This is a genomic window from Tateyamaria omphalii, from assembly GCF_014651375.1.
GTDB classification, from domain to species: domain Bacteria; phylum Pseudomonadota; class Alphaproteobacteria; order Rhodobacterales; family Rhodobacteraceae; genus Tateyamaria; species Tateyamaria omphalii.
In genome coordinates, this window is sequence record NZ_BMWT01000001.1 from 871536 (window position 1) to 885189 (window position 13654).

Genomic DNA, 13654 nt, shown 5'->3' on the forward strand with positions numbered 1-13654 from the left:
TCCCCGCAACCTCAGGCCGTTTTCCGGCTGATCTGCAATCCGCGGAACAGCAATGTGCCACCAATGGCGATGCCGATCAGGTCGGTTTGCCAGGACCCTGAGATCATGCACAGCGCACCGGCTAGAAGGATCAGACGGATCACTGGTCCGGCCGGTCCAATGAACCAGCCCTGCACGGATCCCGCCAGCATGTAGACCCCAACCAGGGCCGTCACCATGTTGCGCAAGATGATGTACCACGGTGCCTCCATCAGCAGGCCGGGGCTGTAGAAGAACATGAACGGCACGATGAAGGCGGCGAGGCCGACCTTGAAGCTGGTGACCGAGGTGCGCATCGGCTCGGACCCCGCAATGGCAGCACCTGCATAGGCAGCCAGCGCAACAGGCGGCGTGATGGCAGAGACCACCGCGAAATAGAAAACGAAGAAATGCGCGACCAGCGGTTTGATCCCGATCTCGATCAGCCCTGGGGCGACGACAGAGGCGGCAACGGCGTAGGCCGCCGTCGTCGGCATGCCCATACCAAGGATGATGGCGATCATCATCGCAAAGATCAGTGCGAGCAACGTGCTTTGTTGTGCAAGATCGAACAGCAGGTTGGAAAAGCGCGCGCCGACGCCGGTCAGAGAGATAACCCCAACGATCAGACCGGCACAGGCACATACCGTGATAATCTGAATGCACATGCGCCCACCAAGGCCAAGCGCTTCGTAAATCTGGCGCGGGCCCATTCGGTAGGGTGTCAACCAGCTGACCACCGCGGCACTGGCGATGGCGAGGGTGCCCGCGCGGATCACGGAATAGCCCGCAAAGAGCGCCCCGATCAGGATCACGATGGGCAGGAACAGATACACCTGACGTATCAGGTCCTTTAGCCTGGGCAATTCGTCCGCCCGCATGCCGCGCATACCTGTCCGGCTCGCCTCAAAATCCACCATCAGGTAGATCGAAGCGAAGTAGAGGATGGCGGGTATTAGGGCTGCGACGACCAATTCCGTGTACGGAATGCCGGTGATCTCGGCCATGATGAAGGCGCCTGCGCCCATAATCGGTGGCATGATCTGCCCGCCGGTGGAGGCGGCCGCTTCGATTGCGCCAGCTGATTGAGGGCGGTAGCCCACCTTCTTCATCAGCGGAATGGTCAGTGAGCCGGTGGACACCACGTTGCCTGCCGACGTGCCGTTGATCATGCCCATGAGGCCGGAGGCCAGAACCGATACTTTGGCCGGGCCACCGCGCGCACGTCCTGCTACGGCGAAAGAGAAGTTCACGAAATAATCGCCCACCTTGGAGCTTTGCAGGAAGGCGGCAAAGACGATGAACAGAATGATGTAGGTAGATGACACTGCGGTCGTTGGCCCTAACACGCCGTTGTCCGTAAAGACATAGGTGAAGAAGCGCTTGGCGTCATAGCCGCGATGTTCAAGGAAACCCGGCATCCACGGGCCCATGAATGCATAGGCAATAAACACAAGCGCGATCACGACGAGAGCCATGCCAGCCACACGCCGTGTCATCTCGGCAATGAGGACAACGATGGCGAAAGCCGCCCAGCCATTGTTCGGGTCAGCAAAAGGCGTTCCCGCCCGCAGGCGCAGGGACAGAGTATCGAGGCTGAAAAGGACGAAGCCGAAGCTCGCCAACGTGGCGATGATCAGTGCAATATCGGAGATAGGGAGTTGGTTCTGGCGTGCGGGATACACCCAGCCAGTTACCACGGCCAACAGTGTTCCACCCGCCAGTGTCCAGCCGAAAATGGCCAGGGTCCACTCGGGTGGTGCGGATTGCCCAGGTTCAAAGAACCACATGGCAGCAAGAACGGAACCGAGCGCAAGCGTTGTCGCAATCAGCGACAGGACCCCGAGACCGACGGACAGTCGGCTTGATTGACCACTTTCCTGGGCTGGCCGAACGGAGAGTGCAGAGCTTAGGACAAAGCCCAGGATTAACGCCCCGGCAATGTGCATGATCCGAAATGCCCATGTTTCCAGAGGCGCGATGTTCAAGACATAGAGGTGCCAGGCACTGTAGAGGGCGCAGAGCAGAAACCCGACTTTCGCCAACAAAGTTGTGTTTTGTGGATCAGGCGCGCTGTCGACGTCTGTTGGAAGCTTGAGGTCAGGAGCGGCTTGCGTGTCGGTCATTTTCGTATCCCTCGGCACATGCAAAGACGCACCCTGCCATCAGACAGGGTGCGCCTGCGATGTCAATCGGCGTTCAGGCCTTAGCCCTCAAGCTCGTCCGGGATGTCGAACCCGTTTTCTTCGAACCAACGCACGGCGCCGGGGTGCCAGGGAATGAAGGTGTTCTTGTCAAAGTTCTCGGGCAATGTTTCGACCGCCGACTTGTGGATTTCGACCATCTTGGCGTTGTTCGTCATGACCGTTTTGACAACTTCGTAGACCAGGCTTTCCGGCAGATCGGCATTGCCGACTGCGAAATTCCACATGGAGACGCTCAGCTGCTCTTCGGGCAGTGATGGGTAGATGTCGGCCGGGATGGTGAAGGCCGCGACAGGTTGCGAGTCAATGACAGCGGCCTGTTCGTCAGCTGTGAATCCAAAATATGTCACGTCCGTCTGTGCATCCAACTGGCTGAACGCCGGGTAGGGCAGGCCACCGGCCCAGGTCATCACGTCGATCAGACCGTCCTGAAGCTGTCCGGCCAAATCCGATGCCCCGCCGTTTCGGAACTCAACATCCTTGCCCATGCCTGTCAGGATGCGTGGCCAGTATGTCCCGGGTGTGCCACCTGCCGGACCGACGCCAACAACGGCACCGTCTGGGATTTCGGCAAAGCTTGTGATCCCGGAGCTGGACAGGGTTACGGCGTGAAAGCCGGTTTTGTACATTGGGAAAAGCGCGCGCAGCTTGTCATGTTTCAGGCCGGGTGCCAGTGCACTGTTGCCGTTGATGGCGTCAAAGGCTGGTCCCATGGTGACCATTCCCATGTCCAAGTCACCGGTTTGCACGAGTGCCGCGTTTTGCACCGGGCCGCCGGTGACTTCGGTGCCGCCGGGGATACCCAGCGCTTCGGACACCATATTGGCCCATCCTGCACCGTACACGAAATAAGTGCCACCCTGGCTTGCGGTGCCTACAGAGAAGCTATCGGGCCAGTCGCTTTTGTCCTGCGCTGAGGCAAGGGTTGCTGCGCCGCCAAGGACACCGGCAAAGACAAAGGCGGTGATGCCCTTCAGATTAAAGAAAGCAGTCATTAGTTCCTCCAGTTAATGCCGCGCCATGCACTGGCGCTTATTTTTTGTTATCGACTGAAGGTATATCTGCAGTTGTCCAAAACAAGTGGAACGGGAACGGTCCAATCTCTTTCACGCGGTGTTGACTGTGTGTGTTTGGGTTGAGGTGCCGCGTGGGCCGCTTTCAAAGAAAAAAGGCGGGGTTGCCCCCGCCCTTCAACAAGTTTTTTGAATTGATCAGCCAAACACGCGTGTCAGTGCTCCATCCACGGCACCAACGATCTGGTCGATGTCGTCCTTTGTGGCGATCAGGGCAGGCGAGAAGCAAAGCGTGTTGTTCTTGCCCGGCAAGCTGCGGTTGGTTGCGCCGATGATGACGGCCTGTGCCATGCAGTCTTTGACCACCGCCTGAACTTTCGCCTCTTCCGCGGGCTCGCGACTGTCACGATCAGCGACCAATTCGGCACCCAGGAACAGCCCCTTGCCGCGCACATCGCCGACAACGGCGTGCTTGTCTTTGAGTTCCGCCAGCTTGTCGAGCATGTAGTCGCCCATGGCTGTTGTGTTTCCAAGCAGGTCCTCATCCTCGATGATCCGCATATTTTCAAGCGCCGCTGCCGGGCCCGCCGTGCAGCCGCCAAAGGTCGAGATATCGCGGAAGTAGTTGAGGTGGTCGGCCGTGTCGTCCTTGAACATGTCGAAGACTTCGTTCGTGGTCGCAAGGCAAGAGATAGCGGCGTAACCGGAAGCGACACCCTTGGCCATTGTGACCATGTCGGGTTTGATGCCGTAGTGCTGGTACCCGAACCATGTTCCTGTACGTCCCACACCGCAGACGACTTCATCGATGTGTAGAAGGATGTCGTATTTCTTGCAGATTTCCTGGACGCGGTCCCAATACCCCTCGGGCGGCACGATCACGCCGCCACCGGCTGTGACCGGCTCAAGGCACAGTGCACCCACGGTGTCGGGACCTTCGCGCAGGATAACCTCTTCAATCTGGTTCGCTGCCCATTCGCCGTAGTTCGCATCAGGCGCGCCCTCCTGCTCGTGCTTGCGGTACTCAAGGCAGTGAGGGACGCGGATAAAGCCCGGTGTGAAGGGGCCGTATTGCGCGTTGCGTTCGTCCTGACCGCCCGCCGAAAGGCATGCAATGGTCGTGCCGTGGTAGTCACGGTCGCGGTACAGAATCTTGTGCTTCTTGCCCCCATAGCGCTTGTGCGCGATCTGGCGGACCATCTTGAACGCTTTCTCGTTCGCTTCGGAACCGGAATTGGCATAATAGACGCGATCCAGGCCAGGCATCTTTGTCAGTAGCTTCTCTGCAAAGAGCGCGCCGGGGATCGATCCGACGGTACCGCCGAAGAAGTTCATTTTCACAATGGCGTCGCGGACTGCATCACCCATCGACTCGCGGCCATAGCCGACGTTCACGGTCCAGACACCGCCGGAAACCGCGTCGATGTGCTCAGTGCCCTTTTGGTCCCAGACGCGAAGCCCCTTGCCTTCGATAATGATCTTGGGGTCCGCACCGGTAAAAAAGGGTTGGTGTTGAACCAAATGGTGCCAAACATTTGCGCGGTCGGCTTCGATCACGCGGGTCATATCGTTTTCGTTGAACGTTCCGTCCATGGGGTCAACCTTTCGAGAGAGAGTGCGGCCCATGAAACAAAGGGCCAATCAAGCTTGCTGAAGCGCACAATCGCTGAGAATCTGGTCGCAACAGTAGGGCCAGTTTATGATGACAAGTAAAGCCAGTTAAGCGGGGTTTGGGTATGCCAATTCACAAGCGGTCTCCGAAAACCCCATGTTTTCATGGGGCTGTTCGGAATTTGAGAATCCGAAAGACTTGGTTCACCTGCACAAAATTATGACAGAAGCCCGGATTTTACGTTGATCCGGGCGGCATTATCGGCTCGGATCACGCCAGCGACGCGGCAAGCCGCGTGCGACCAGAGGCGGAATACCGCCCGACATGATCCAAAAGCGGACCGGACGGGTTCGTGGAAAACACGGGAGTACTAAGATGACATTCAAGACAAAGCTGATGGGTGCTGTTGCAGCCACTGCAATGCTGGCCGGCGCACAGGGTGCTGTTGCTGCGGGCCATGGCGGTGAAATCACCGTTGCCTACTTCCTGGAATGGCCGATGCCGTTCCAGTTCGCCAAAGAAACCGGCATGTATGAAGAAGCAATGGGCGGCACCAAGATCAACTGGGTGAGCTTTGACACCGGTACCGCGATGTCTGCGGCAATGGCGTCCGGCGACGTTCAGTTGTCCGTAAGCCAAGGTATTCCGCCCTTCGTGGTTGCGACGTCGGCCGGTCAGGACCTACAAGTGCTCGACGTTGCCGTGTCCTATGCTGACAACGACAACTGCGTCGTGCGCGCCGACCTGGAAATCGACAAGGACAGTGCAGGCGAGCTGGCCGGCAAGAAAGTTGCCGTTCCGCTGGGCACCGCGGCCCACTACGGTTTCCTCAAGCAGATGGAGCACTTCAACGTCTCTCTCGACAGCCTTGAGGTCGTCGACATGGCGCCACAGGAAGGTGAAGCTGCGCTGAGCCAGGGTGCTGTTGACATGGCCTGCGGTTGGGGTGGTGCGCTGCGCCGCATGCTGAACTCGGGCAACGTGCTGCTGACTGGTGCGGAAAAAACCGAGCTGGGCATCCTGGTGTTCGACGCGACAACCGGTCCAACATCCTTTGTCGCTCAGGAAGGCGAGCTTGTGTCGCAATTCCTGGCGGTGACAGCAGCTGCCAACGCGATGTGGGCCGATGAAGCAAACCACGCCAAGATGCTTCCAGTGATCGCGAAAGACGCCGGTATGTCTGAAGATGACGCAGCGGCCACGTTGTCCACCTTTGTGTTCCCAACGGTTGATGACCAGTTGAGCAATGCATGGCTGGGTGGCAATGCAGCGACCTTTATGAAGGGTGTTGCAGACGTGTTTGTTTCGGCCGGATCCATAGATGCGGCGAAAGCGTCCTACACTGACAACGTGAACGCAGATCCGCTGGCTTCTGCCAACTAATCACGTCGTTTTTCGGGGGTGGGCGCTGGTGCATAGTGCCCACCCCTTTTCCGCTCTGAAGACAGAGCGTCCCATCTTGGCAAGAGGGGGATCCGGGTGTCTGGACTTCTCATAAATGATATTTCGATGCGCTTTGATCTGCCGAACGGCGGTCATGTGCAGGCGTTGAAGAACGTGACGCTGGACATCAAGTCCGGCGAACTGATGAGCGTGCTTGGCCCCTCGGGTTGTGGCAAGACCACGCTTTTGAACATCGTGGCGGGGTTCTTGGCCCCGACTGAAGGCAACATTCAGCTAAACGAAGAAGTGGTGCATGGCCCCGGTCCTGAGCGTGGCATGGTGTTCCAGCAGGGCGCGTTGTTCGAATGGATGAGCGTGCGGGACAACGTGAGCTTTGGTCCCGACATGAAGGGTATGAGCCGCGCCGAGAGCAAAGAGAAGGTTGAGCATCTTCTGGATGTTGTCGGTTTGCAGGACTTCAAGGAAAAGGCGGTTTACGAGCTGTCAGGCGGTATGCAGCAGCGTGTAGCCTTGGCCCGGTGTCTGGCTAATGACCCGGACGTAATTCTGATGGACGAACCGTTGGGCGCGCTGGATGCGCTAACCCGCGAAAAGATGCAGAGCCTTGTCCTTGATCTGTGGAAGGACACAGGCAAAACGATCATCCTGATCACGCACTCGGTTGAAGAGGCGTTGTTGCTGGGTGAACGTTTGCTGGTTATGGCGCCGCGCCCCGGTCGTGTTCACAAGGAATATCGCTTGCCGTTTGCCGACATGGGAGTTGGCAATGATCTGCGTGAGGTCAAAAAGCACAAAGACTATGCGCCGACGCGGGAAGAGATTCTCGAGATGATCTGGAACATGGAAGAAGAGATTATGGGCCGGACGGAGGAAAACGCATGACTGGGTTACTTGTTCTTGCGCTTTACGTAGGCGCCTTTTTCGGATCGTTCTTCATTGCAAAGGCCGTGTTCAAAAGCGCCTTTGAAAAGAAGGGTTTCAATAAACTGAAAACCGTCACCTTCGGTGATGAAAGCGCGATCACTGCGAACCGGGTGGCGTCCGTCATCTCGGTCATCACGGTGTTCTGGTTGTGGGTGGCCTTCACCAACTCGGCCATTCCGCTGCTGAAGTTCCCCGGACCATTCTCGGGCGATATGACTTTTACCTACACGGCGCAGCTTGAGGACGGCACGACCGACGACGCAACTGTGACGATGCGGGTGTATCGCGAAGACATTCAGCAGACCATTGACGACGAAGGCAACCCGGGCCGCGAGCCTGATCCCGCTGAAGTCGAACTGGGTGACGGTTTTGCCAAGAACGACAGCCTGACTGTTGCGCGCTATTCGTTCAAGGTGGTCAACGTCTGGGCCAATGACGAAGTTTCAAAGCGAGATGGTTCAACTGTTGTTGCCATCAATGGCCAGCCCATTGCACCGGGTGAGTCGATCAGGGTGGATGAGGGGACGATTGGCCTGACAGACAAGGGTACACCGACCTTTGAACCTGCCGTTGGACTCCGTATGGCCCGGCTTTATCTCCCCGCACCCGAAGTCGTGTTTCAGCGCTTCATCTGGCTGAACCAGGAAGGTTATCAGGGCTATACGCTACTGGAGCATACTTGGTTTTCGCTAAAGCGGGTCGTTTTGGGTTTTCTCATCGGTGCAGTTGTTGGTGTTCCGATCGGCTATGCAATGGGTCTGACAGGCTGGGCGCGGGGCTGGTTTGACCCCATCGTCGAGTTCATGCGTCCCATCCCACCCCTTGCCTTGATCCCGCTGATTATCATCTGGTTCGGGATTGGTGAGGTTGGCAAGGTTGTCCTGCTGTTCCTGGCGGCCCTGTGGATCATGATTATCGCGGCGCGGTCTGGTGTGTCCGGTGTGGCCATTTCCAAGGTTCACGCCGCCTATTCCCTGGGCGCGTCGAAATGGCAAATCCTGTCCAAGGTGATTGTCCCGAACTCATTGCCCGACATCTTTACCGGCGCCCGGGTTGCGATGGGTGTCTGCTGGGGAACCGTTGTTGCGGCGGAGCTTGTCGCGGCGAATGTCGGCCTCGGTAAGATGATTGTGACGGCCTCCAAGTTCCAGCTGACTGACATCATCATCGTTGGCATCATCATCATCGGCGTGATTGGTTTTGCTATCGAAGTCGGTATGCGATCGCTGGAAAACTGGTTGATCCCTTGGAAGGGCAAAGTCTGATCCGACTGGAGCCTGAGATACTTGGAAACGGCGCCCGGTGTGGCGCCGTTTTCATTTGAACCTGTCGCTGCGGGAGGCTTTCAGGTCGCCTTTCAAACTGTGAACCGCACACCGCTTGTCATTGTACGAAGAACACGGAATTATTTGGGTTTCAAACTCCTGAAGCCTTCACTACGTTGCCTATGATGATTGCCGTCGATTTGGACACCCCAGCCAACGCTGATGTACAGGCGCTGCTTCTGCGCCATTTCGAGCTGATGCGCGCCTCGTCGCCTGAAGAAAGCTGCCACGTACTGGAGCCCGACAAACTGCTGGAGCGAGACGCAGCCTTGTTCGCGGCACGCGATGGTGGCGCCGTGTTGGGTGTTGGGGCCATAGCCGTCATTGAGCCGGGTCATGGTGAACTGAAATCAATGCACACCGCGGCGGAAGCGCGTGGGCGTGGTGTCGCGCGTGCCATACTCAACGCATTGTTGGATCACGCACGTGACATTGGCCTGAAGCAAGTCAGTCTTGAGACAGGGTCGGCGGAGATGTTCGCGCCCGCGCGCAGGCTCTATGCTGCGCATGATTTCAAGGAGTGCCCACCCTTTGGTGACTACGTATTGGATCCACTAAGTGTTTTCATGACACGGCAACTTTGAAGACTTGCCCTACAGGCCGTGCTGCGGCATGACAACGTCAGCGGTCCCTTAGCTCAACTGGATAGAGCAGCTGACTTCTAATCAGCAGGTTGAGGGTTCGAGTCCTTCAGGGATCGCCATAGCGTCATCGACTGGCGTTCGACATCTAAAGTCCGTTTCGAAATCAAAAAACGGATTTCTGATGGCGACCGGATGTGAATTTGGGTTCGCCTGATACGTTTCGAGGCTTCGTGTGCTTATCGTCAAATCTACTGTTCTGGCCGTTTGGCCAAGGCTTTCTATGTTGGTTTGATTGTAAGTCAACCAAAGCAATTGTGCTGTGCTAACGTGCCGAAATTAAAAAATCGGCGCGTCTTTTTTTAGGAATCGGCGCACCTGACGGATGAAATCAGGTTAGGTTGGGGGCCGGGCCGGTTAAGCGAAAGAGGGCAACGGGCATGATATACTTGGACCTGGGGCTACGCAGCGGCGCCATTACGATGTTGTTGCTCTTTGCCCTTCTGATGTGGCGCGCGCCTGTCGGGTGGGAGGGGCGTTTGTCTGTGGTGGCACTTGCGCTGTGCAAGTCGGCATTTCTCGTAACGCAAGCGGCATTTCATTTTGATTTACCGCCTTCGGTGGAAAGCAATCTGATATTGCTGACGGCTTTGACGCCCGCGGCGATCACGTGGTTCATAGTCAGTATATTTCTCGACGGGCCGCGACTACGGTGGCCTTGGGCTGTCGCTGCTTTGGTGACAGCGGCTACGTTCTACATCGAGTTGGCGGTGCCGGGCGGTTTTCCGTTTTGTGTTGCCTTTGGTGTTGGACTTTATGGGGCGCTTGTCTTGATGGCGCTATGGACTGCGCGGGATGATCTCGTGGAATGTCGGTGCCGAGCCAGGCCAGCCTTCGCCGTCGCCATTGCCGGCTTGGCGTTTGCGCTGACAGGTGGGCAGGCCATCGGGATATTTAATGCAAACTCGATGCTGTTGGCGTTGTTGCAGGCCGCCGGAACGTTTGGTGTATGTGTGGCTTTTGCCCTGTGGCTATTGCGTCCTGAAATGGAACGGTGGCCTGGGAAAACAGATTCCGACACCGAGACAACCACCGCACCTGTGCCGACCAGAGGGGCGGATACGGTTCTGATTGGCCGGATCAAGTCGGCCATGGCAGCTGGTATCTGGCGGGAGGAAGGGCTGACGATCGGTGCCTTGGCGGCAAAGCTGGCCGTTCCCGAACACCGCTTGCGCCAGGCAATCAATCAGGGGTTGGGACACCGCAATTTCTCCAGTTTCATCAATCGAGCTCGGATTGAAGCGGCCTGCCAAGTATTGCAGGACCCCGCACACATGCACACCACCATGCTTGAAGTTGCCTATGATGTCGGTTTCTCCTCGATGGGGCCGTTCAATCGGGCGTTTCGAGCCGAGATCGGGCACAGTCCGACCGAGTATCGCCGGATGGCGCTGTCAGAACGACGCGCCGATTCTGAAAGGTCATCGCCGATACCTGCAAATCTGCACTGATTTTCAAACACGACGCGCATCAAAAGTGTGGTGGATACATGTCTTGGGGCAGACGCATCAGAGAATGGAGATGTCCCATGCGAGAATTCACTTTGGCTCTGGCGATTGCAATGGCCAGTATGGTCCAAGTACAGGCGATGCCTGCGCATATACCTTCCACCTATCCCGAGGATGGAACGTTCTGCGGCTTCATGCAGTTGTGCGCCCCGAAGGCGACCGCACCGCGTCCAAATGATGCCGCTGTGCAAGATCAAGATGAGCGCAGCAAGGAATCGTTGAAAAGGTTCTGACAAACAGCAGCAAGGATCTGCATAGAGACGATCCTTGCTGCAATCACAAACGAAACCTCGAACGTCTGCATGAAAAAGATGCTGCGCCGCAGCTCGGGTTGCAACTGCGACAGACTGCAGTGGAATGTGTCCAATTATGGCCATTCACCTTGGGGCCCAATTGGCCCAAAGACGGTCAGTGTTTTTGGACCAAAATGACGAGGCGTTGCCTAAGACACAGTATCGGGACCACAATCTGAAGCTGTTCAGTTATGTGCCGAGTGATCAACCTCGTCGGATGCCTTGCCGCGAGGCTCGACATGAAACATCACTTCCACCTCGCCTGCTTTCTCAAAAATCAGGGTCGCCGGGATCTTGTCGCCGACCTCAAAAGGATTGCCCCTCAATCCCATGAACATGATATGCTTTGCACCGGGTTCCAGCGCAACGGTTGCGCCAGCAGGTATATCAATGGCATCGACACTGAACATGCTCATGACGCCATCTTCGTTCTTGGTTCCATGCAGTGAAACGCGGGGAAAATCGGCGCGGATACCAATAAGGCGGTCGTCTTCGGTGCCCGTGTTCGTAACCGAGAAATAGCCCGCGCCTGACATGGCCGTCGCCATTGTGGGAAAGGCCATGGGATGATCCACAACCAGTGGTCCAGTCTTGAATTCATGGGCACCAGCGGATGTGGCGCAAAGGGCCAGGGCGGATATGACTAGTAGACGTTTCATTGAATTCTCCTTTTGGTGTTCAGAAAGGTTCTCGAGGTTGCCCGTTTCACTCCGCCGGGACGATTAACGTCCCTTCGAATGCGTTGAGCCGGGTTTGCATTTCACCTGGCAACCGCGCCTCGTTTTCTTGGAGCGCGTCAAACAGTTCGCTTGCAAGACGTGGCGACAGGCCCTGGGCACGCAGACCGGCAGGGCTTAGAAGGCTTCCGCCGGACAGAAGGACCAGCTGCCAGTTTTCATTGCGCTGCCGCAGAAAGGCGCGCCCGGCGTCGTTGCCCAGTGCCCACCCCACCACTGCAGCGGACCCTGCAACAGATGTGGTCAGAATGTCGGTTTCCGCCCCAAGGCGTGCGCGAAGTTGCCTTGCGATGTCTGCTATGGCGGCGTCATCGGGCGGTGTGTCGGTTGGCATTGCCAAAACCGGATCAGCAAGCGTTTCGGGTATGCCTTCAACCCAGAATTCGACGGTCACTTCACCCACCGTTTCGAATACAAGTGTGGCGAGGAACCTGTCTCCGATACGAAGGGGGGTGTCCAAGCCCGCAAAGCGGATTTGCAATTCATCCGGTCCTAGAGGGACTGATTGACCCGGTGAAATCTCAATCGCGTCGGCGACGCGAAGACCACGACCATCATCGCCCGTTGGATCAAAAAATGACACATCGGCAATCCCGCTGCGCACAGCGAGCAAACGCTCCGGTTCTGACCCGCCGTTGAAAAGTTCCATGTATCCGTTGGCGACGTTGATCTCTGGTCCGGTGGGCGGTGTGTGAGGGTGAATGATTGCCAGATTGCCGACCAGGTATTCGTGGGCCATAACCGGCGTCGCGCAGATAATTGCAAAGATAAAAAGCAGGACTCGCCGCATCAGTTCACCTCCTCTGGCATTGCACGGTTTGCCCGCGCGGGATGATCTTCTGGCCACGGATCAGCGTATGCCGGGTTCGTGAGAAATCTCTCATCCGTCAGGCTTTCGAGAAACGCGATCAGGTCATTGACCTCCTGTTCAGTCGCTTTGAAGCCGATGAGGAGCCCACTTTTGTTGGGATGGTCTGCGCCAACGCCCGAAAACGGTCCCTCTGCAATCGTACGCCCGCCCGCCGCATAGTGGTCGATAACTTCACGCAGTGTCTCAATCGAACCGTCATGCATGTAGGGCGCGGTCATGGCGACATTGCGCAACGAGGGTGTTCGGAAACGGCCAATGTCTTCGTCGCGCCCTGTGAACTCGGCCAAGCCTTGTGCGCCCGGAGGATACGCCCCGGTTCCGCCGATATTGTAGAGACCATTATTGTGGAACGCGGTTTCGACGAAGGGCGAGCGTGCTGTTTGCAGGTTGTCGGTGAACATGACGCCAAGATGGCAGTGGTAGCATTCAAACCTGTGATCAAAGAATAATTGTTCACCCCTCAAAGCGGCGGGTGTCATGGCCGAGGCATCACCGCCGTATTTGTATCGATCATAAGGGCTGTCGACCGAGATCATTGACCTTTGGAATGCCCCGAGTGCGCGGGTGATTGTGAACAGGTCAATCGTTCCGTCATGTTCGGGAAAAGCGGTCGCGAAGGCATCCGGGTAATAGTCATCAGCGGTCAACCGTGCAAACAACTCTTGTTCCATCCCTGCCATACCCATCTCGACAGGCTCTGTTCCGAACAGAGGGAACAGTGATTGGAATTCCAAAGTGTCTGCATGTGGATTGGACCATGTCAGCGCGGGGTTATAGCCGACATTCGCAAGGCCGGGGGCATTGCGCGCGGCCTCGGTGTCAAACACGCCGATAGAAAGCGCACGACCATCTGTAAAGGCCTGTTCCTGCACGTGGCAGGAGACGCAGCCAACTGTCCCATCGGCCGATAATCTTGCATCGTAGAATAGGTGCCTGCCGAGCTCGACTTTCTCGATTCTCATCGGGTTGTCATCTGGCACTGGCGGCGGCGCCAACCATGCAGGCATCAACCAGCGGAAGCCCAGATCGTTCAGGTCAGCACTGGCGGTACTTGGTACCGCCAGTGCCAGACCTGCGATCGGCCCAATCAGAGCGTATCGCATC

Annotated in this window: 12 protein-coding genes and 1 tRNA gene; 7 read left to right on the forward strand and 6 right to left on the reverse strand. The window is 57.1% G+C overall.

Features of this window, described 5'->3' with window-relative positions; genetic code table 11:
- Nucleotides 1-11: 11 nt before the first annotated feature.
- The 3 genes from IE087_RS04145 to IE087_RS04155 all read right to left on the reverse strand — a co-directional run bounded on the left by IE087_RS04145 (nucleotide 12) and on the right by IE087_RS04155 (nucleotide 4828).
- Nucleotides 12-2144 (reverse strand): TRAP transporter permease, encoded by a 2133-nt coding sequence (locus IE087_RS04145; RefSeq protein ID WP_189367931.1) that lies wholly within the window; start codon nucleotides 2142-2144, stop codon nucleotides 12-14.
- 80 nt (nucleotides 2145-2224) lie between these two features.
- Entirely contained in the window at nucleotides 2225-3217 is a 993-nt protein-coding gene (locus IE087_RS04150) for a TAXI family TRAP transporter solute-binding subunit (protein ID WP_189367933.1), read from the reverse strand.
- A gap of 216 nt (nucleotides 3218-3433) precedes the next feature.
- The gene (locus tag IE087_RS04155; protein WP_189367934.1) at nucleotides 3434-4828 is read right to left on the reverse strand and encodes an aminotransferase family protein; all 1395 of its coding nucleotides are present in this window, start codon (nucleotides 4826-4828) and stop codon (nucleotides 3434-3436) included.
- A gap of 394 nt (nucleotides 4829-5222) precedes the next feature.
- On the opposite strand from IE087_RS04155, the gene IE087_RS04160 reads away from it, so the two are divergent.
- The 7 genes from IE087_RS04160 to IE087_RS04190 all read left to right on the forward strand — a co-directional run bounded on the left by IE087_RS04160 (nucleotide 5223) and on the right by IE087_RS04190 (nucleotide 10882).
- A complete protein-coding gene (locus IE087_RS04160) occupies nucleotides 5223-6230 on the forward strand; it encodes a taurine ABC transporter substrate-binding protein (protein WP_189367936.1) in 1008 nt (335 codons plus the stop codon).
- Between the two features lie 96 nt (nucleotides 6231-6326).
- Nucleotides 6327-7133 (forward strand): ATP-binding cassette domain-containing protein, encoded by an 807-nt coding sequence (locus IE087_RS04165; RefSeq protein WP_189367938.1) that lies wholly within the window; start codon nucleotides 6327-6329, stop codon nucleotides 7131-7133.
- Entirely contained in the window at nucleotides 7130-8440 is a 1311-nt protein-coding gene (locus IE087_RS04170; protein ID WP_189367940.1) for an ABC transporter permease, read from the forward strand. The genes IE087_RS04165 and IE087_RS04170 overlap by 4 nt, the downstream gene beginning before the upstream one ends.
- Before the next feature lie 182 nt (nucleotides 8441-8622).
- Nucleotides 8623-9084, forward strand: coding sequence for a GNAT family N-acetyltransferase (locus tag IE087_RS04175; protein WP_229801256.1), 462 nt, complete (start codon nucleotides 8623-8625; stop codon nucleotides 9082-9084).
- A 42-nt stretch (nucleotides 9085-9126) separates the two neighbouring features.
- Nucleotides 9127-9203: transfer RNA gene (locus tag IE087_RS04180), tRNA-Arg, on the forward strand.
- A gap of 318 nt (nucleotides 9204-9521) precedes the next feature.
- Nucleotides 9522-10592 carry a helix-turn-helix domain-containing protein gene (locus IE087_RS04185; RefSeq protein WP_189367942.1) on the forward strand — a complete coding sequence of 357 codons (1071 nt, stop codon included), beginning with the start codon at nucleotides 9522-9524 and terminating at the stop codon, nucleotides 10590-10592.
- A gap of 77 nt (nucleotides 10593-10669) precedes the next feature.
- Nucleotides 10670-10882, forward strand: a complete 213-nt coding sequence (locus IE087_RS04190) for a hypothetical protein (RefSeq protein WP_189367943.1) — start codon at nucleotides 10670-10672, stop codon at nucleotides 10880-10882.
- A 245-nt stretch (nucleotides 10883-11127) separates the two neighbouring features.
- Here IE087_RS04190 and IE087_RS04195 read toward each other — a convergent pair whose 3' ends face one another.
- The 3 genes from IE087_RS04195 to IE087_RS04205 are packed head-to-tail and all read right to left on the reverse strand — an operon-like array spanning nucleotide 11128 to nucleotide 13653.
- Nucleotides 11128-11601: a copper chaperone PCu(A)C gene (locus tag IE087_RS04195; protein WP_189367945.1), complete on the reverse strand. Its 474-nt coding sequence runs from the start codon at nucleotides 11599-11601 to the stop codon at nucleotides 11128-11130.
- A gap of 46 nt (nucleotides 11602-11647) precedes the next feature.
- Nucleotides 11648-12469 (reverse strand): copper chaperone PCu(A)C, encoded by an 822-nt coding sequence (locus tag IE087_RS04200; protein ID WP_189367947.1) that lies wholly within the window; start codon nucleotides 12467-12469, stop codon nucleotides 11648-11650.
- On the reverse strand, nucleotides 12469-13653 hold the full coding sequence (locus tag IE087_RS04205; RefSeq protein WP_189367949.1) for a methanobactin export MATE transporter MbnM: 1185 nt from the start codon (nucleotides 13651-13653) through the stop codon (nucleotides 12469-12471). Before IE087_RS04205 ends, IE087_RS04200 begins: the two co-directional genes overlap by 1 nt.
- Nucleotide 13654: the final 1 nt, after the last annotated feature.